The sequence below is a fragment of the Microbacterium maritypicum genome (assembly GCF_041529975.1).
In the GTDB taxonomy this organism is placed as follows: domain Bacteria; phylum Actinomycetota; class Actinomycetes; order Actinomycetales; family Microbacteriaceae; genus Microbacterium.
The window spans coordinates 605,932-625,400 of sequence record NZ_CP168030.1 but is presented as its reverse complement, the minus strand read 5'-3'; the positions used below and the strand labels follow the sequence as shown (position 1 = coordinate 625,400).

14 protein-coding genes are annotated in these 19,469 nt (G+C 70.9%); all 14 read right to left on the bottom strand.

The genetic code is table 11. The annotated features are described in order from the left end of the window. Position 1: 1 nt before the first annotated feature. The 14 genes from ACCO44_RS02985 to ACCO44_RS02920 all read right to left on the bottom strand — a co-directional run bounded on the left by ACCO44_RS02985 (position 2) and on the right by ACCO44_RS02920 (position 19,427). Positions 2-703, bottom strand: coding sequence for a hypothetical protein (locus ACCO44_RS02985; protein ID WP_372468288.1), 702 nt, complete (start codon positions 701-703; stop codon positions 2-4). Beyond that, a complete protein-coding gene (locus ACCO44_RS02980; RefSeq protein WP_372468286.1) occupies positions 696-1,178 on the bottom strand; it encodes a hypothetical protein in 483 nt (160 codons plus the stop codon). Before ACCO44_RS02980 ends, ACCO44_RS02985 begins: the two co-directional genes overlap by 8 nt. Next, positions 1,178-2,926 carry a hypothetical protein gene (locus ACCO44_RS02975; protein WP_372468284.1) on the bottom strand — a complete coding sequence of 583 codons (1,749 nt, stop codon included), beginning with the start codon at positions 2,924-2,926 and terminating at the stop codon, positions 1,178-1,180. The genes ACCO44_RS02980 and ACCO44_RS02975 overlap by 1 nt, the downstream gene beginning before the upstream one ends. Further along, entirely contained in the window at positions 2,923-3,933 is a 1,011-nt protein-coding gene (locus ACCO44_RS02970; protein ID WP_372468283.1) for a hypothetical protein, read from the bottom strand. The genes ACCO44_RS02975 and ACCO44_RS02970 overlap by 4 nt, the downstream gene beginning before the upstream one ends. A gap of 84 nt (positions 3,934-4,017) precedes the next feature. After that, positions 4,018-4,314 carry a WXG100 family type VII secretion target gene (locus tag ACCO44_RS02965; protein ID WP_017204355.1) on the bottom strand — a complete coding sequence of 99 codons (297 nt, stop codon included), beginning with the start codon at positions 4,312-4,314 and terminating at the stop codon, positions 4,018-4,020. 115 nt (positions 4,315-4,429) lie between these two features. After that, entirely contained in the window at positions 4,430-8,905 is a 4,476-nt protein-coding gene (locus ACCO44_RS02960) for an FtsK/SpoIIIE domain-containing protein (RefSeq protein ID WP_262002132.1), read from the bottom strand. Beyond that, complete coding sequence (locus tag ACCO44_RS02955; protein ID WP_029263897.1) at positions 8,902-9,627, bottom strand: hypothetical protein; 726 nt, start codon at positions 9,625-9,627, stop codon at positions 8,902-8,904. The genes ACCO44_RS02960 and ACCO44_RS02955 overlap by 4 nt, the downstream gene beginning before the upstream one ends. Further along, positions 9,624-11,315 (bottom strand): protein kinase, encoded by a 1,692-nt coding sequence (locus tag ACCO44_RS02950; protein WP_372468281.1) that lies wholly within the window; start codon positions 11,313-11,315, stop codon positions 9,624-9,626. The genes ACCO44_RS02955 and ACCO44_RS02950 overlap by 4 nt, the downstream gene beginning before the upstream one ends. Next, the gene (locus ACCO44_RS02945) at positions 11,312-12,658 is read right to left on the bottom strand and encodes an FHA domain-containing protein (RefSeq protein WP_372468279.1); all 1,347 of its coding nucleotides are present in this window, start codon (positions 12,656-12,658) and stop codon (positions 11,312-11,314) included. Before ACCO44_RS02945 ends, ACCO44_RS02950 begins: the two co-directional genes overlap by 4 nt. Beyond that, a complete protein-coding gene (locus ACCO44_RS02940; protein ID WP_029261272.1) occupies positions 12,658-13,470 on the bottom strand; it encodes a PP2C family serine/threonine-protein phosphatase in 813 nt (270 codons plus the stop codon). The genes ACCO44_RS02945 and ACCO44_RS02940 overlap by 1 nt, the downstream gene beginning before the upstream one ends. Then, entirely contained in the window at positions 13,467-14,804 is a 1,338-nt protein-coding gene (locus tag ACCO44_RS02935; RefSeq protein WP_372468277.1) for an RDD family protein, read from the bottom strand. Before ACCO44_RS02935 ends, ACCO44_RS02940 begins: the two co-directional genes overlap by 4 nt. Beyond that, complete coding sequence (locus tag ACCO44_RS02930; RefSeq protein WP_372468275.1) at positions 14,801-17,197, bottom strand: transglutaminaseTgpA domain-containing protein; 2,397 nt, start codon at positions 17,195-17,197, stop codon at positions 14,801-14,803. The genes ACCO44_RS02935 and ACCO44_RS02930 overlap by 4 nt, the downstream gene beginning before the upstream one ends. Then, on the bottom strand, positions 17,194-18,456 hold the full coding sequence (locus ACCO44_RS02925) for a DUF58 domain-containing protein (protein WP_029261314.1): 1,263 nt from the start codon (positions 18,454-18,456) through the stop codon (positions 17,194-17,196). Before ACCO44_RS02925 ends, ACCO44_RS02930 begins: the two co-directional genes overlap by 4 nt. Continuing rightward, complete coding sequence (locus ACCO44_RS02920) at positions 18,456-19,427, bottom strand: AAA family ATPase (protein WP_372468273.1); 972 nt, start codon at positions 19,425-19,427, stop codon at positions 18,456-18,458. The genes ACCO44_RS02925 and ACCO44_RS02920 overlap by 1 nt, the downstream gene beginning before the upstream one ends. Positions 19,428-19,469 lie beyond the last annotated feature (42 nt).

Here is a 19,469-nt window from a genome sequence, read left to right as displayed (position 1 = left end):
CTCAGGCTTCGGCGAACGCCCCCGACGGTGCAGCCGGCAGTTCGAAGTACGACGCCTCGACGATGCTGTCGAAGAACCCGAGCAGCACGTGCGGGATGTCGCCGACCGGCGTCGAGAGGTTCACGAGCAGCACCTGCTTCGAGCCGGGGACCGTGTACCAGTAGTCGGCGGACAGCCGACGGATCGAGGCCGCCCCCGCCTCAGCCGCCAACTCCTCCGGAGCCTCACGCAGGTCTTCCTCGTCGGCCAGCTTCTGCTCCTCGATGCTGTGCAGTCGGAGGATCGCGGAGCCGGGGATCTGCAGTCGGTGGGCGGTGTCGAGGTGGGGACGCTGCAGCTCGGTGAACACCTTCTCGAGCGTCGCGACGACCGCCTGCGGCGAGACCCCGATCGCCGGGGACATCCGCAGATCGGGCTGCTCGAAGACCGTGAGGGTCACCGGCAGCGGCGTGCCGGGGCGCAGCTCGGTCATCAGGAACATCGCCTTGGCGTGCAGCGCGCGAGCACTCGCGACCGCCTCGGTGAGGTCACGGCGGGTCAGCGCCCGCAGCGTCGAATCCTCGTCGCGACGGCCGAAGACCTCGTCGACGAAGTCGGAGACCAGCGGACCGCTGTCGAGGTCGTTCAGCAGCACCGGGTGCCAGGCGCCGAGAAGTCGGAAGCGCAGCTCGGGCGTCGCCGCCTCGACGGCGACCTCACTCACCGGCGAGCTTCTCGATCTCGTAGTCCGGCACGTTCACGCCCACGGAGAAGCTCGGGCTCCAGTCGATGCCGAGCTCGTCGGCCGCCCGCTGGGCCTCGATCGCACCCTCTTTGCCCTCGAACGTCGACCACGGGTTGAACGCGACGAACGCCGGCTTCGGCTCCGAGGCGTTCCAGGCGGCGACCAGTACCGACTGCAGCGCATCGCCCGTGACGACGTAGCCCAGTGGTACCTCGGCGTGGATCAGCCATCCGCCGGTGAGGCCGTCCCTGATGGGTTCGACCTCGACCTGCAGCGCATCGGGGAGCGCGGACTTCACCGAGTCGACAACGGGTGCGGGATCGGTCATTTCAGCCTCCTGGGTGGATGCGGGCGGAGTCTTCTCCGGCGCGGGCGCACCGGTCGGGAAGCACCCGGTCAACAGCAACCCGGCGACGCCGATTCCTGCGGCGGTCAGTGTCAGACGTCGGGACATCACTCACTCCATGCATATTCTTCGGTCACGACCGTCGCACCGTCGTGCGCGTAGAACTGCTCCAGTCTCGCACGCTCGTCGGCAGGCAGATTCGCGAGCTGCTCCTGCCAGCTGATGTTGTAGAGAGCCGCGTTATGCGCGCCGGCGTCGATCGCGGCCGGCTGGTGACCGGGGGCGACCGGCGTGAATGTGCGCCAGTTCTCCTCCTGCCGAGGATTCACCGCGCCGTTGGTGAGCGTGTCGAGCATCGGCACCGGATCACCCTGATGCTGCATCGAGATGACCTGCGTCGTCGGCGGGATGCGCATGGCATCGATGGGAGAACCGCAGGCCATCACGGCCTCGAAGTTGTAGGCACTCGACCGGTTCGCCGCGAGATGCCCCGCCATGATGCCGCCCTGGCTGAACCCGACGAGCATCACGGGGTCGCCGTTCGGGCCCGGATCGATGCCGGCATCCTGCATCGCCTGCATCACGGCACGCTCGTACTGCGTCTGCAGCTCGGGCGTGAGCATGAGCGCGAGGTTGCTGTCGAGGTCGTTGGTCGCCCCTGCGTCGTTGATCCCGTCGAGGCTCATGACCCAGTCCTGTGTGGAGGGAAGCACCACGCGCCAGCGGGTGACTCCGTCTGCCCCGACGACCTGCTCGACGCGGATGACGCCCTGCTCATCGGCGGGCGAGGTGCCACCGAGCCAGTCCACCAGGCCGGCCTCTGCGAAGGCGTTCTCGAGGGAGGGATCGCCGATCGTCGAGGTCTGGTCCTTCCATGCCTCGAGGGCCGCCTGGTATTCGGCGTCGCTCGCGTAGTCCGCGCGCGACGGCATCGGGTTGTCCCGCTCATTGATCTCGAAGGGGGTGACCTCGGGGTCGGGTGCGAGCACGTCGGTGAGGATGCGGGTGATCAGCACCCCGCCGATCGTCAGCGCGACAGCACCGCCGAGGAGGGCGAGCACGGCGCCGAGCAGCGGTCCGCCGAGGAGGAGTCCCGCCAGCCCGAGGACGATCGGGATCAGTGCGAGCAACAGCACCGTCATGATCTTCGGCAGCAGCGCGTTCCAGATGTCGGAGAGGGTGTCGAGGACCCCCTTGATGACATCCGTGACCCAGCGCCCGATGCTGGCGAGCAGATCTCCCACGCCCTCGAAGAACTGGGCGATGTTGTCGAGGACCGAGTCCTTGCCCTGGCTGATGACGCTCTCGATCGCGCGGATGGCGGCCTGGGCCGCATCCTCCTTGCTCTGTGCTCCGGCGCGGAGACGAGCGACGATCGCGTTGATGTCGGACTGGGCGGCGGTCGCCTGGCGCTCGGCGCGGGAGAGGTCGTCGGCGGTGTCCTGACGCACGTCCTGTGGCGAGTTGCTCAGCCCCTCGAACCACTGCCGCCGCTGCGCATCGCCGGCCGCGTGCTCGGCCGTACCCAATCGCCCCTGCGCGGCCTCGAGGGCGGGGATGTCCCTGGCCGCCTGCTCTTTGATGGGCGCGAGCGTCACGGCGTACGTGCGCAGCGCTGTGGCGGTCTCGTCGTAGCGCAGATACGCCTGCGACATCGAGGTCTGCAGCTCGGCGGCGGTCGACCGCAGCGCCGTCGTCGACTTGCTCAGCTGACCCGAGACGATGTCCTGCAGCGCCAGGGCGGCGTCGTTGATCGCGGTGGCCTGACGGGACAGGGCACCGGAGCGGGTCTCGAGCGTGCCGGGGTCGCCCTCGAGCAACTGCGACCAGTCGTTCTGGTTCCAGAGACCGTTCATCGGAGAGCCTCGCCTTCGCTGCGCATGTCGATGAGGGAGCCGAGATCCGAGAGGACCGTGTCGATGCGCTCGGCCGGCGCGGAGAACGCGATGAGGTTCTCGGGAGGCAGCACGGCTTCGGCGGGGAGGGTCACGAACTCGGGAGCGGCCGGGAGATCGGCGACCGGGAACGGCATGGGCAGCGCCTCGATCGTCGGGAGACCGATGCCCGGGGCGGGCGCGATCGGCGCGCCGGGAAGGGAGGGCACATCCACCCGCGGGGGATCCGCGATCAGGTCGGGGAAGTCGGGGCCGGCGACCCCACCCGGCAGCGACGGCAACGGCCCGGGAATCGGATCCGGAAGCGACGGGAGCACCGGCGCAGGACCGCCACCAATGCCGGGCTCGGGCAGCGACGGCAACGGCCCGGGAATCGGATCCGGAAGCGACGGCAGCACCGGCGCAGGACCGCCACCGATACCGGGGTCGGGAAGCGACGGCAACGGCCCGGGAATCGGATCCGGAAGCGACGGCAGCACCGGCGCAGGACCGCCACCGATACCGGGGTCGGGAAGAGACGGCAACGGCGCAGGAATCGGTTCGGGCGCAGGGCCGGGGGCCGGCGCAGGAGCCGGCGAGGGGCCGGGAGCAGGTCCGGGAGTCGGCTCAGTGGCCCCATCCGGACCGCCGCCGACGGTGGGAGGCGTCTCAGCCGGGCCGCCCTGTGGCCGCTCGACGTGCTTCATCCCGTCGGTGACGCTCTTCGCCATGTTGCGGTCGAGGTCACCGAAGGTGTCGGCGATCGCCTGCAGGGTGTCGCGGATGCCTTCCAGGCTCTTCTGCAGCTGGCCGCGCTTGCGATCCCAGTTGCCGGCGAAGTCCTGCACCTTGCCGGAGAGCCCGCTGTGGCCCGTGAGCCCGGCGACGTCATCGCCGAACCGGTCGGCGTTCGCGAACGTCTGGATGGCGGCGCTGATCGATGAACGCGACGCGTCCAGCAGACTGCTCTCGAGCGTGAGGTCGCTCATCGTTCCCCCCGGAGTGGATGAAGGTCGTGCAGGCGCACACGAGGGGATGCCGAGGTCGGCATCCCCTCGTGTGGTGTGCGGCGATTACTGGCGGATCTGCGCGGCCAGCTGCTCGTCGGTCGACTGCAGCGACTGGGCTGCGACGTCGAGGAAGCGAGCCATGCCCTCGATACCGGCGATGGTCGCGGTCGCGCCCTGGTTGAACTGCGCGTACGACGCGTCGAACGCACCAGAGGCGGACGTGGTCACGAAGCCGCCCGAGACGAGCTGCGAGACGTATGCGCGGAGGTTCTTCAGCTGCGTTTCGATGTCCTGCTGGCCCGTGCGGAGACGGCCAGCAGCATCCTTCATGTCGGCGTAGCTGACTTTGAGGTTCGTCATGGTGTTACCTTCCGGTCGCCCCGGCGGGTGCCGGAGAGTTCTTGTGCTTCGAGACTAACGAAGCGGTTCTGGTCTGCAAATGGGGAGAAGTCCCCATCGGGTCTCGGATGTGCGCTCAGACGGTCTCGGGGATGACGAGCGGGAACTGCACACGCACCACCTTTCCGCGCTGCGCGAGCACCGCGCGACCCACCGGGAACTCGCCCCGACCGATCCGCGGCAGCGGCGCCTTGAGCACGAGCTCGCCGTCGATCGTCTCGGGCTGGAGCACCACGCCGCGGCGCGACTGCTTGATCTCGCCGAGCAGACCGAAGTTGCTCGTCCACTCGCTCGTGTCGCCCGTGAACAGCAGCAGCAGCTCGCCGCGACCGGCCCGCTTGACCAGGTCGGACAGCGGCATCTCCAGCAGCGAAGACGCGAACTCCGCCACGCCCTCGACGGCCACGACCGGCTTGAGACCGGCTTCGGCCTTCTCGACGATCTCGGCGACGGCCGCCGTGCCGCTGATGCCGTCGGCCGCCGAAGCCGTCCACGCCACCGCGTTCTTCACCGGCGAGCGCGACGACCCGAGGTACAGCGTGGGCGTGCCCGGCCGTGCCCGCAGCATCTGCTGGGTGATCGCCGCGAGCGCATTGCTCTTCCCGCTCGCGGGAGGGCCGGCGATCACGAACGTGCCGGTCGGCTCGATCCCGAACGGGCCGAGATCGGCGTCCGAGAGCCCGACCACGAGCTGGTCGCCGAGGAGAGCGGGGACCTCGTCGATGCGGTAGCTCAGCGGGAGCGCCCGCACCGGCGGAGCATCCGGCACACCACGGCGCGACATGGATGCCGCCATCCGCTCGATCGCGAGGGACTGCTCCTTCATGCTGCGCGTGCCCCCGACGATCGCGATCTGCGCCTCGTTCTCGCCGACGATCGCGCGTCCGGGCACCGACTCCGGGTTCAGCACGTCCTTGGGGACGTTGAGGATGTTGTACGCGTCGGTGTCGGACATGCGCAGCACCACGCGGCGCTGGATCATCGCGTTCAGCGCGCTCGGGATGCTCTGGAACCGGTCGGCCGACAGCACCACATGGATGCCGACCGCTCGTCCGTCGGAGAGCACCTCCTGCAGGGCGTTGTAGGTGTCGGAGCGACCGATCACGGCCTCGTAGTCGTTGCGGAACGCCGCGAAGCCGTCGATGAGCACCACGATGCGCGGCTCGTCGGACTTGCCGGACAGCGCGCGGTACTCGGTCAGGGTCGCCGCGCCCACCGCGGAGTAGGCGTCACCACGACGATCGAGCTCGCTGCGCAGCGTCGCGAACAGCCGGGCCACACGCTCGGCGTCGTCGCCCGAGATGACCGAGCCCACGTGCGGCAGCGGCTCCAGCATCCGCAGCGCGCCGGAGCCGAAGTCGAGCCCGTACACGTGCACGGGGCCGCCGCGCGGCGTGATGCCGGCCGACACCGCGAGGGTGCGCAGCGCGGCGCTCTTACCGGCGCCGCTGGTGCCGTAGATCACCATGTGGCCCTCGGTGTCGGGCAGGAAATGGAACGGCACCTGCTCCTGGCGCTCCGGCTGGTCGACGACGCCGAGCAGCAGGGCAGCGTCGGTGCGCTGCGGCAGCTTGAGCTGGTCGAACGTGGGCGCCAGCTCGTCGAGCCACGGCCGACGCGGCTTCTCGACCTGGGCCGCCTGAGCGGCGAGCACCATGGTGCTGACGAGCCGCTGCTGATCGTTCGGACCGAGGTCCTCATCGACCACGACCGCGTTCTCGTCGATGGGCAGCTCCCACGGCCCCTGGTCGGTGGTGCCGAATGCGGCGATCGCCACATCGACGCCGTCGCTCTCGCCGAGGCTCCAGCCACCGGCGTACGCCGACTGGAACAGGGTCATGCGGCCGGGGCCGGTCTTCGCGATGCCTCGACCCGGTGTGCCCGGGTCGAACAGCGAGGCGTCCTTCGTGCCGATCACGTCGTTGCTGTCGGTCTCATCCGCCATGCGCAGGGCGACACGGAGGTTCGTGTTCGCCCGCAGGTTGTCCTTGATGACACCGGCCGGACGCTGCGTGGCCATGATCAGGTGGATGCCCAGCGAACGACCGCGCTGCGCGATGTCGATCACGCCGTCGACGAACTCCGGGACCTCCTTGGCGAGAGCGGCGAACTCGTCGATCACCAGCACCAGCGCGGGCGGGGCCTGAGGGTCGCCGGCGCGCTCGAGCTCGAGGATGTCCTTGGCCTTCTTGCGGTTGAACAGGTGCTCGCGGTAGTGCAACTCAGCCCGGAGGCTCACCAGCACGCGGCGCACGAGGTGCTCGTTCAGGTCGGTCACGATGCCGACGCAGTGCGGCAGGCTCGTGCAGTCGGCGAACGCCGAGCCGCCCTTGTAGTCGACGAACAGGAACGTCAGGCGCTCCGGGCTGTACTCGGTCGCCATGCCGAGCACCCATGCCTGCAGGAACTCGCTCTTGCCGGAGCCCGTCGTCCCACCCACCAGGGCGTGCGGTCCCTGCTGGCGCAGATCGAGCTGCAACGCACCCTCTGCGCCGGCGCCGACCAGGGCGCGCAGCTTCGGCTGGTAGCGCCGCGCCGAACCCGACTTGCGCCGGGAATGGAGCGAGTCGTTCTGGGTCCAGCGGTCGACGACGCTCTCGGGCTGGGTGGCCATGTCGCGCCCGAGGAGGTGCAGCATCGAGATGGTCCGCGGCACGTCGCTGCGGTCGAGGGCCACCTCGCCGGCGTCGGTCAGGCGGGCCAGGGCGCGGGCGAAGACGGCGAACTGCTCGCGCGTGAGCTCGTCGACGGAGAGGTTGTCCACCGTCTCACCGAGTCGCACGAAGTGCGCACTGTCGGTCTGACCGAGCTCCACGAACGTGCGGCAGGATGCCGGGAGTGCGGCCGCATCCTCGGTGAGCCACACCGGGAAGATCCCGCGCATGGCGGCGCGCTCGGAGAGCTGGATGAGGCGGCCGCGGTCGATCGGCGCATCCGGCGCGATCAGCACCACGATCGCCGGCTTCGGCACCGAGTCGTTCCGGTTGCGCGAGGAATCCTCGCCGACCTTCGAGCCGCTGTTCGTCGCGGCCTTCTCGGCCTGGAGTGCACCGAGCTCGACGGCTTCACCGCCACGGCTGGAGCGCGTGTCGATCAGCTCTTCGAGACGGGCGACGATCTGCCCCGCCGACGACGGACCGTCGCCGATCGGCTGCACACCGAGCGCGGCCTGCGCCGACCAGGCGTGCGGCAGCCACTTCGCGTCGGCGAGCTGCGCACCCCAGCGCGGGCCCCACAGGCCCACGACGCCGACGTCACCGGGCGCGTGCAGGCCGGTGATCTGGGCGAGGAGCGCTCGGGCGTATCCCGTGGAACGACCGCCGAGGCCGGCGATGCCGAGCGCGCCGACGTCTTTGAGGTCTTCCAGGATCGGCACCTGCGGCACGATCCTGGTGGAATCGATCACCGCGTCGAGCTTCTCCACGTACTCGGGGATCGCACGATCCCGGCCGTTGGAATCCTTCACGGAGCTGCGGGAGCCGGTGTCGCCGATACCGAGTCGCACGTGCAGGAACGACCAGTGCTCGGCTCGACGCGTCCAGATGGTGGGTCCGGCCGCGAGCGCGGCGTCGCTGACCTCGCGCAGCAGCGGAACCTCGCGCCGTCGCACGTCGATCTCGCGTTCGCGCTCGCTCTGCAGGCGGGCGTCCAGACGCTCCAGCTGTTCCTCGAACCGCTTCTTGTCCTCTTCGAGCTCCTGCTTGTTCTGGTTCCTGGTCGTGACCCAGGTGCCGATCATGAGCAGCGGCGACAGGGCCACGAACATCAGCGACATGGGGCTCTGGGTGAAGGCGAACATCGCGCCGCCCATGAGCACCGGGGCGACGAGCGCGAGCATCGGGAACGGCTGCTTGCGGGCGGGGACGGGCAGATCCGTGCCGTCGAGCTCCTCGCCGAGGTAGCGCTCCTCGACGCGCGGCGATCGCACGAACTCGACCTGGCGGATCGAGGCGACGGCCGGCGAGGGCGCTGCGGCATCGGGCTCGACCTTGACCGTGATCGGGGTGTCGCCGATCACGACGGCGAGCTCCCCCTCTGCGGCGACCAGACGCACGACAGAGGCCCCGTCGATCAGGATGCCGTTCGCGGAGTTCAGGTCGATCATCTCGACGCGATCGCCGATCTCAAGCCGCGCATGGCGCTTGGACACCAGCGGATCGTCGATCACGACATCACAGGTGTCGTCTCGACCGAGCACGATCGTGCCGCGGGTGAGCGCGATCGATCGCGCTCCCGGCCCCGTGCCGACCTCCATGCGACCGATCACCGGGCGCTGCTGATACGTGGCGGGCACCACACGGACGGTCGCTCCGTGCGCGAGACCGACGTGCGCGAAGGTCGACTCCGGCGCGAGCAGGTCACCCGAGCCGGCGACCACCGAGCTGTACGCCTCCAGCGTCACCGCGGTCGGATCGGCGGTGGCGAAGGATCCGAGCGGGTCCGCCCGGACGATCATCGCGGCGATCTCGCCGATCGTCGCCGTGTTCTCAGCGGTGACCTCGATGTCGCTGGATGCCGCGCCCTGACGGAGCAGGGTCAGCCGTACCTTCACTCGTTCTCTCCCTCTGCCTCACTCGGCTGCGGGGCATCCAGCAGCGGGAGGTCGTCTTTGCTCACCAGCCGTGAGGCGATGACGTGCTCGACCAGTCGCGCGCGGCGGTTGGTCGCGAAGCTGCGCTGACCTCCCCGCATACCCGGCACGCCGATGCGGTCGAACTTGTCGCACACGTTGTCGAGTTTGCGGTTGAAGCGCGTGACGGTCCAGCCCAGACGCTCGGCGGCGGCCGCCGATGAAGGGATCTCGCTCATGCCGGTGCCGTCGCGACGAAGCTGCGGTTCGGCCAGCGCGAGGATCAGCAGCTTCTGACTCTGCGTGAGGGGAACGTCGCCGATGGTCGAGGCGCCCCCGTCGTCGTGCTCGCGCTTGGTGGCGCGGAACGTCGGCTCGGCGGCGTGCAGCACCAGCTCGTACGTGGTGGGACCGGCGCTGAACACGATCGTCGTGGTCTCGAACACCAGGGGCAGCCGCGCACCGGGGGCGAGCCACGCCTGCACACCGCCCGCCGAATCGGTCACGGTCGCGGTGAGGCGCGTGCCGACGTTCGCGAGCCACCAGAGCCCCTCGCCGTCGCTGATCTCGAGGAAGTGGCGGTGCAGGAAGAGGTTGTCGTCGAGTTCGAGGTCTCCCTCGCGCCCGACGATGAAGCGGCTCCCCGGTTCGATCGGGAAGTACTCCCCCGCGAACTCGACGGTGACTGCCGCGGGCGCGGTCATCCGACGCACCCCGTGACGGGTTCGGAAGCACGCCCGTCGCCGCGACGCAGCATCACCTCGATGCACACCTCGCCCGTCGACGCGGGCGTGAACGTGACCGTCTCGTCGGGCGCCTGCCGGACGGCGCCGTCTGCCGCACCACCCGTCTCGGACCAGATGAAGCTGTCGTCCTCGACCGGATCGGGGTTCGTCCACGTGAAGGTCACCTGGTCGCCCTGCCGCGTGCCGGTGAGCTCGGTGACCTTGGGCACGGCGTCGGACACCGGGTCCTGCGGGTCGACCTCCTGCGCGGTGGCCTCGGGCTGGGGCTCGGTGCCGAGGTTCGCGACCAGGGCGTTCAGGCCGAAGATCCCGCCGACGACCACGACGACGGCTGCCACGGCGGCCAGAGTGATCCACAGTCCCCTGCGGCTGCGCTGCGGGTGGTCGGCCGCCTCGGCGAGGGGGGCGGGCGCGGCGGCCGATGCGGCGGGCGCCGCCGGCTCGATCCGGGGCGCCGCGACCGGCGCCTGCGGCTGCACGACCTGCGGCGGCCGCACGATGGTGCGGTCATCGCGATCGGGCACCACCGGGGCGGCGGGAGACGGAGTCGCGCCCGGGACGGACGCCTCCACATCCCGGCGACGCTGCGTCTGCTCGACGGCCGGCTCGGGGCGCGGCGGCATCTCGAAGCGCGGAGCGTCGGGCACCACGACCGACGGACCCTTCGGCTGCGTCATCGCCGACGGCCGGGTCGCGCTCTGCGTCCCCGGGTCGATGCTGACGATCTCCCGCACGCGGGTGAGCCCGTCGCCGTCGTCCTCCAGGTCCTCCGCCGGCGGGTGATCGTCGACGATGTCGATCGGCGTCACCGAGTGCGAGAGCTCGATCTGCACCTTCTGCAGCGCACGAGCGAAGGCGACGGCGCTCGGGAAGCGGTCGTCGGGGTTCTTCGCCATCGCACGGTCGAGGAGGCGCTGCAGGCTGTCGGGCGAATCGGGGCGGGCCAGATTCGGCAGGGCGGCGCGTTCGATGCGCTCGATCAGGTCGGCGCTGGAGTTGCGCTCACTCGGCCGCTCGAACGGCGAGCGTCCGGCCAGCAGCGTGTACAGCGTGGCACCGAGCGCCCAAACGTCGGTACGAGGACCGCTCTGCGGCGGCTCGGCGAACGACTCCGGCGGCGACCACGGGATCGACATCCCGGAGGACTCGCCCGTCGCACCGGTCGTCGACGCGATCCCGAAGTCGGTCAGCGCCGGACGGTTGTACTCGGTGACGAGGATGTTCGCCGGCTTGATGTCGCGGTGCAGCACCCCGGCACGGTGGGCGGTCTCCACCGCTCCGGCCACCTGGATGCCGACGCGCAGCGCCTCGGCCACCGAGAACGGCTCCTTGCGGGAGCGGATCTGCAGGTTCGGCCGCGGGCAGTACTCCATCACCAGGTACGGACGGCCGTCGCCGGCGACACCCGCCTGGTAGATCGTGACGATCGCCGGATGCGTCGACAGCATCGCCATGACGTTCGCCTCGTCGGCGAACTCCTGCGCCGCACCGCTGGAGATGCGGTCGGCGAGCAGCACCTTCACCGCGACGCGACGCCGCGGCATCTCCTGCTCGTACAGGAACACGTCGGCGAACCCACCCGTGCCCAGCGGCTCCACATAGGTGAAGCCGGGCAGCGAGGGCGGCGGCGAGGGGCGTCGGTTCACGGCAGGTCCTCGAACGCGACGGTCACCCCGTCGCCGAGGTCCACCACATCCCCGGACAGGACGAGAGTCTGCTCACCGGGGTGCAGTCGCATGGGGTCGGCGCCGGGACGCAGCAGCGTCGAGCCGTTCGTGGTGTGCAGGTCGATGACCACGACCGTGTCGCCCTCCGGCCGGATCTCGAGGTGGCTGCGCGAGATGTCCTGCTGCGGGCTGTCCACCGCGATCAGATGCGGCAGGTTCGCCCCGCTCGCGCGGGTGGAGCGCGGTCGGCGTCCGATGATGACCGTCCGGTCGAGGGTCACCACCTGCCCCGACGACACCCGGATGCGCCCCGAGGACGCCGGGGCCGCAGCGGCCACCGGGATGACCTCGGTGGGAGCCTCGGGTGCCGCGGGCGCGCTCTGTCGCAGACTGCGGAGCTCTTCGGCGGAGATCGTCGCACCGTCGTGATCGCCGGTCGCGGCACCGGCGTCGACGGCGGGCGTCTCCGGCTCCTCGCTCGGGCGGACCGCGGCGGCCTCGATCGGGGTGTGCACGGTCGCGCCCCACAGGTGGTCGAACTCGTCGACCGGCGGAGCGAAGGTCGCCTCCCCCGGCACCAGCGTCGACTCGATCATGTCGGCGTCGGCCACATCTGCCGCGGCTTCGGCGTCGGCTTCGGCATCGGCATCCGGTGTCTCGTCGGCGACGTCGCTCGGGGGCACAGCGGGCAGGTCGGATGCGGCGTCGGGCGCCGGCACCGACACCACGGGCACGGCCCCGGGTGGCGGCGGCAGCGGGACCGAGGTGCCGGCCACCGGAGCCGGGGGCGCAGCGACGACGGAGGGCGCGGACGCCGGTGCGGATGCCGGATCGAGCACGGGCGCCGGGCCCGCGGCGACCGCGATCGCCTCGGCGTCGGCCGGCTCGATGTCGGCGCTCACGGCTGCCGCGAGCACGATGCCGCTCTGCACGGGAAGGGCGGAGCCCGAACCGCCCTCGTCGACCGTGATCTCCACCTTCGAGACCCCCGGAACGAAGCGCTCGCTCCACGTGGTGACGTCGGCGCCGGAGAACGTCTGCGCCTCGGCGTCCGCGCCGGTGACCCGCACGGCGAGCGAGCCGCGCACGGCGACCCTGGCGTCGGTGCCCTCCAGCACGGCTGCGACGAACGGCGGCATGTCGGCGAACGAACCGCCCGCCTGCGTCGTGAGCACGTCGATGACCGTGGCGAGGCTCCGCTCGCGCGGCAGCCGATCCCACAGCGCGGCGACGGTCTCACCCGTCGCGTCGGGTGGCAGCGCCACCAGGGCGCCCGGAATCACGATCAGGTACCACTGTCCCGGTCGGTAGATCGTCTGCATCAGCGAACCCCTCCTGCTGCGGCTTCTCGTGGACGCGTGTCGGCATCGACGTCGTCGGCTTGGAGCAGCGCCCCCCGGCGCGCCGCCACCGACACGGCATCGACGATGACCACGGTGATGTTGTCGCGACCGCCCGCCTGCACGGCCTCGTCGACCAGAATGTCGGCCGCCCGCTGCGGATCGGGCTCGGCGGCCAGGATCTGCGTGATCCGCTCGTCGGAGACCTCGGTGGTCAGACCGTCGGAGCAGATGAGCATCCGATCGCCGAGCTCCGCCGGGAAGAGCCAGTAGTCGGCGTCGCCGGTGCTGCTGGCGCCGATCGCCCGCGTGATGATGTTGCGGCGACGATCCGTGGCAGCCTCCGCCGCGGTGAGCTCGCCCGATTCGATGAGCTCCTGCACCACCGAGTGGTCGACGCTGATCTGCTCGAGCTCGCCGTCGGCGAGGCGGTAGGTACGCGAGTCGCCGATGTTCACGGTGAGCCAGTAGCCCATCCCCTCGACCGAGGCGACGACGACGCCGCTCAGCGTGGTGCCCGCCCGGCCGCTGCCGTCGGTGGACAGGGCCTCGACCGCCGACCGGGCGCGGGCCAGCGCTTCGAGCAGATCCTCCAGCTCGAGGTCGACCCGGCCGATGTAGCGCGCGAACTCGTCGATGACGGTCGCGCTCGCGCGCTCGCCCGCCTCGTGCCCGCCCATGCCGTCGGCGACGAGGAACAGTGGCGGGCTCGCCATGTACGAGTCCTCGTTGAGCGGGCGGCGCAGGCCCGAATGGGTCGCGGCGCCCGTGGCGACGATGAGCGGACGGGTCATGCGTATCCTCCGACCATGACGACGCGGTCGCCGATCTCGATCACGTCGCCGAGCTTGATCGGCACGCGCTGGCCTGCGGGGCAGGAGATGCGCTGACCCTCGCGCACGAGGGTCAGCCCGTTGGTGGAGTGACGGTCGAGGATCCAGCCGCCCGAGGTCTCGGCTGCGGCCTCGAAATGCGTCTTCGACAGCGAGAGGGTCTCGTCGCGCACGGGCACGACCACGACGCCCTCCTCGGGGGCGGGGTTGCGCCCGAACACGGTGCGACGCGAGACGGGGATGCGCGTCCCGTCGTCCCACGTGAACACCAGCCGGTGCCCCGGGATGCTGATGCGGGTCTCTTCGAGGTCGTCGTCCGCCGGCGCGGGTGTCGGCGCCGCGGCAGCGGGTGCGGTCGCAGCCGGTGCTGCGGCGGCGGGTGCGGCCGGAGGGGTCGGCGGTGCCGGCGGTGCTGCCGGCGTCACCGGCGCGGGTGGCACGGGCGGTGCCGCGGGTGCGGGCGGAACCGGCGGGGCGGCGACGGGCGCCGGCGGGGCGGGCGGAGCCGCGACCGGCGCGGGAGCCGCAGGAGCTGCGGGAGCCACAGGGGCGACAGGCGCTGCGGGTGCCGGAGCCTTCGCGGGCGACGACGGCTGGGTGACCCCGGGGACGTAGGCGATCATGCCGGAGTCCTGCACGGGGGCCATGTAGCTCCGAGCGACCGGCGCCGGGGCAGCGGGCGGGGCCGGCTCCGCGGCCTGTGCGGGTGCCGGTGCGGCTGCGGGATGCGCCGCCGGAGCGAATCCCGGCATCGGTGCCGGAGGAAGGCGCTCGAACGACGGTGCAGGCAGGAGCGGTGGCGCCTCGGGCACCGGTGCCTCCTCGACGTCGGGTTCCGGTGCGGGCACCCGGGCGTCGAGCATCAGCGACGACGCGACCTTGTCATGCCATCCCTGGAAGCGGCCCGAGCCGTCGAACAGCGGGCTGAAGTAGCCGACGACGATGGCTCCGGCGAGGCCGAAGATGATGTTGCGGAGCAGCGCGCGCCCGAACCCGAGCGGCTCTCCGTCGGCGGCGGAGACCAGGCGCAGGCCCTTCGCCCGCATCCCGATCGAGCCCTTACCCGCCTGCATGACGGTGTACACGATGAACCAGGCGAGCAGCACCAGGCTCACGATCGGGCCGCCGATGAGGAGCACGGTGATCGAGGCCTCGAGTCCACCCGAGAGCATCGAGGCGAGCAGCAGGCCACCGCCGAGAACGAGGCCGAGTCCGCCGGCGATCAGGGCGTCGATGACGTAGGCGACCGCGCGACGGGAGATCGGCGCGATCTGATCGAGCGCTGGCTGCGTCATGGGGTCTCACTCTCGGAGGACGAAGTCGTCGTGCTGTTCTTGATGGTGCCAGGTTCGCGACGAACGCGCGCGGCCGCCGCTTCCTTCAGGTTCTGCAGTCCGTTCGAGACCGCCGTGCCGCCGACCAGGGACCGCACGCTCAGTCGCGCCTTGACGCGCTTCCAGAAGCCGGCCTCCTTGCCGAGTCCGCCGACGATCTCATCGACCTCGTGCCAGAACGACTCCACGTCCTGCGGGCTGGGCTCGGCAGGACCGAACACCTCCGAGTCGGCGCGCTCGGCCAGCGCGGTCACCTGCGGGACCGTCAGCGCGGACGCCACGACGGCGGCCTCTTCGATGCGGGTGCCGCCGGGGGCCAGACGCGCTCCGTAGTCGACGGCGCGGTCGGTCAGCTCGTCCCAGCCACCGCTGATGCGGTCGGAGGTGCGGGCGGCGGCGCGACGGGAGCGACGCTTCGCGGCCTTCCACGCGCCGATCACGATGAACGGCGAGGCGAGCACGGCGATCACCGCGAGCGAGATCCCGCCGATCAGCAGGATCGCGCCGATGATGCCGGCGAGGTTCAGGCTCTCGTCCTCCGACTCGCGGTCGTCGGGCAGCGTCGGCGGCAGGTCGACCGGCTCCTGCGGCGGGGGCGGCGGCTGCAGCACCTGCGGCTTCGGGTCGACGCGGGGCTTGGTGTTCTGGTCGTTGGGGACCTGGTCCTCGGGCGGGGTCGGGTTGAAGGTCATCCATCCGACGCCCTCGAAGTTGACCTCGACCCACGCGTGCACGTTGTCGCCGGTGGCGGTGAAGACCGCTTCTCCCGCCTGCTCGTCGTCGGGGTAGTACCCCATGACGACGCGGGCGGGGATGTCGAGCTGCCCGGCCAGCAGCGCCATCGCCACGGCGTACTGCTCATCGTCGCCGATCATCTGGTCGGCGCCGACGAGCGTCGAGATGCGCTCGGCGGTGTGGCCGGCACGCGACAGCACCTCACCCTCGAGGCCGTGGCTGAAGAAGCCGCCCTCGGAGAGGAAGGTCTCCAGCGCCCGCACCTGCTCGATCGGCGTCTCGGCACCCGCCACGGTCTCGGCGGCCAGCGAGGTCAGCTCTTCCGGCACGTTGCTGGGCTTCGGCATCGACACCTTGCCGAACGCCACCTCGGCCAGCTGCTCGTCGTCGGGCTCGCTCGGCATCACGGCGTCGACCGCGTACTCGTCGCCCGCAGTCAGCTTCGGCGTGGCCACGGCCGTGCCGGTCACCGTGTTGACGAAGGTGCCGCGGCGCAGGTCCTCCGCGCGGTCGCCGTCGAACCGGATCTCGGACAGTTCGCCGGCCGTCGGCATCCACACGCCCCGGTACTCGTCGATCTCGAACTTCAGCGTGACGGGGACGCCCTCGGCCTCCGGCGCCATGTTCGACCGCAGCGGAGCGAACGCGCTCGACGACGTCGGACCGCCGTCGGTGACGTTGTAGACCATGCCGTCGAACTGGTCCATCACAGCCGTGCGGATGCGGGCGCCCTTGGGCAGACCCTGCACGGTGAAGAGCGTCTCCTCGGCCTCATCGCGCACGTTCTTGCGGAAGGCCTGCAGCGGGCTCGGGTAGTCGCGGATGTCGAACGGCGGGATGATGACGTCGCGGAACACGTGACGCGGCTGTGCGGGGGTCGCGACCGCGGCCGTGGCGACGCCCGCCCCACCTGCGACGGCCAGCACGGCCACTCCGGCCAGCAGGCGCCGAGTGCGCATGTGCGCCGCGCGGGACGGATCGACCTCGCTCACCGACACGGCCATGTTCTGCGGCGCCCAGAGCTGACGCAGTGCCAGCCACGACATGCTCACCACGGCGAACACGAGCCCCTGCACGAGCGGGAAGGCCGGCTCCGGCGTGCCCAGCGCGATCACGAGCATGAGCAGCACACCGGCCGGCAGCAGCGCCCACGCGACCTGCGACAGGCGCAGTGCGAGCGAGGCGGTCAGCGCGGTCACCACGAGCGCCAGCAGGAACGGGACGATCAGGTGCCCGTCGGCCGCTGCCACCGGGGCGACCGTGGTGAGCATCTGCTTCCACGCGGTGACCGTGCCCAGCGCGAGCTTCTGCAGCGTCTCGAGCGTGGGGATGAATCCGAGGATCGCGGTCTGCGGCAGCGCGAACGCGGCGCCGAACACGAAGTACGCGGCCACGGTGAGCCCCGCGACGATCAGGATGCCCCAGCGCCGCCACGTCGCGACGGCCGCGATCGCGAGGCCGAGCAGGATGCCGCCGATGACGGCGGGGAGGAAGGAGGGTCCGGCGAAGGTCGGCCAGAATCCGACCATCGACGTCGCGACCAGGAGAGCCGTCGCCCCGAGGTCGAGGATCCAACGCCGCGGGGTCAGCGTGGCGGACGCGGTGGCGGGCGCGGTCATGCGAGCACCTTCTGCAGAGCGAGGGGAATCTGTTCGAGCGCACCGACCGTGACGACGTCGGCATCGCCGATACGCCGCAGCGTCGGTGCGGTCGCGGTCGTGTCGGTCACGACGGCGAGCACCTTGGCGCCGAAGGGCAGCCGCGAGCAGGCGAGGCGGAGGTCGTCGGAGGGCACGCGGGAGCCGCACACGAGCACCACCACGCTGGCGAGCGGCATCGTGGCCGAGACGATGCCGGCGAGGTCGGCGATCCCGCCCTCCTTCGCCTTGCTGTTCTCGACGGCGGCGAGGGAGTCGAGCAGCTGCTTGCCGGTGCCGGCGGGCAGCTCCCGGCCCTGCACGCGCACGTCGACGCGCTGCGAGTCGCGGAGGGCACGGAGGCCGATCGAGCCCGCGGCGGAGATGCCGAGCTCGAAGTCATCGGCCGTGGCGTACTCGTTGAGGGAGCGGGACAGGCCGATCACGAAGTGCGAGCGACGGGTCTCCTCGTACTGACGGACCATCATCGTGCCCGTCCGGGCGGTGGACTTCCAGTGCACGTGACGCAGGTCGTCTCCGGGCTGGTACTCCAGGAGCGCGTGGAAGGAGACGTCGTCACGGGAGAGGTCCGCGGCCGGAAGCCCCTCGAGGTCGCGCAGGTAGCCGAGCGACTGGCCGTCGAACAGCACGGTGCGCGGGTGCACGAACAGGTCGACCGGATCGTCACGGCGGTGCGCGCGCTCGAAGAGTCCGAGCGGATCGCCGCGGACGACGCTCACCGGGCCGACCTTGACCACGCCGCGGCGCTGGGTGGGGATGGCGAAGAGCTCCTCCGCCTCCTCCCCCGGTGCGAGCCGCTGGATGCCGAACTCGCCGCGGCCGGAGCCGACGGGGAGCACCACGCGCGAGGGCAGAATGGCCCGGCTGCCGCGGTTGGCCAGGGTGAGAGCGCCGACCGCGCGCTCCCCCACGACCACACGGGTGCGGGCGAGGTCGAGCGAGACGTCGTAGGCGGTGCGGCCGATGAGGAACAGCGCGCACACGCCCACGGCGATCGCGATGACTGCGGCGGCGATCGTGAACTCCGACCAGCCGGCGATCTGCCCGATCACCCAGAAGCCGACGGCGATGGCCATCAGCACCCAGGCCAGCGGGCGGATCGCCGCGGTGATCTTCCGGAGGCGCGTCAGCACGCGCGCGCCGATGACGGCCGCGATGTCACGCCATCCGGCGTCGCGTTCCGTCTGCGGCGGCGCCGATTGAAGAGCCTCCGCGGTCATCAGGCCGCTGCTCGGGCCTGAGGTGCCGCGACGCCGTCGAGGACGCGGGCGATGACGGTGTCGCTGCTCGTACCGGCGAACTCCGCCTCGGCGTCGAGCAGCAGACGGTGCTGCCACACGGGCCGCGCGAGGGCTTTGATGTCGTCGGGCAGCACGAAGTGGCGGCCCTGCGCAGCGGCCCACACCTTGGCGACGCGGATCATCGCGATGGCACCACGCACCGAGACGCCCAGGCGGATCGCGCCGTCCTCACGGGTCGCCTCGGCAAGCTCCGCCACATAGCGCAGCACGGCCGGCTCGACGTGCACGGTCGCAGCGAGGTCGGCCATGTCGGCGACGGCGCTCGTGGTGATGATCGCCGACAGGCCGGCCGACGGGTTGCGGTCGGATGCTCCGGCGAGGATGCTCTCCGTGACCGCGAGGTCGGGGTACCCGATCGACGTCTTGATCAGGAAGCGGTCGAGCTGGGCCTCGGGGAGCTTGTAGGTTCCCGCCTGCTCGATCGGGTTCTGTGTGGCGATGACGAGGAACGGGCGACCGGCCTCGTGCGTGACGCCGTCGACCGTGACCCGCGACTCCTCCATGACCTCGAGCAGCGCCGACTGCGTCTTCGGCGAGGCGCGGTTGATCTCGTCGGCCAGCACGATCGACGCGAAGATCGGGCCCTTGTGGAACTCGAACCGGTGCGACTGCTGGTCGTAGATCGTCACACCCGTGACGTCGGACGGCAGCAGGTCGGGCGTGAACTGGATGCGCGCGCTGGTGCCCTGCACGGTCGCCGCGAGCGCCTTGGCGAGGCTCGTCTTGCCGGTGCCGGGGGCGTCCTCGAGGAGCACGTGGCCCTCGGCGAGCATCGACGCCATCACGAGACCGACGATCTCCTTCTTGCCCTGCACCGCCTTGTCGACGTTCTCGACCAGTCGCTGGAAGGTGCCCTGGAACCAGGCGGCCTGCTCGGGGGTCATTGTCATGAGGGTAGGATTCCTTTGTCGTGAGGGAGTTCGTGTAGCGGG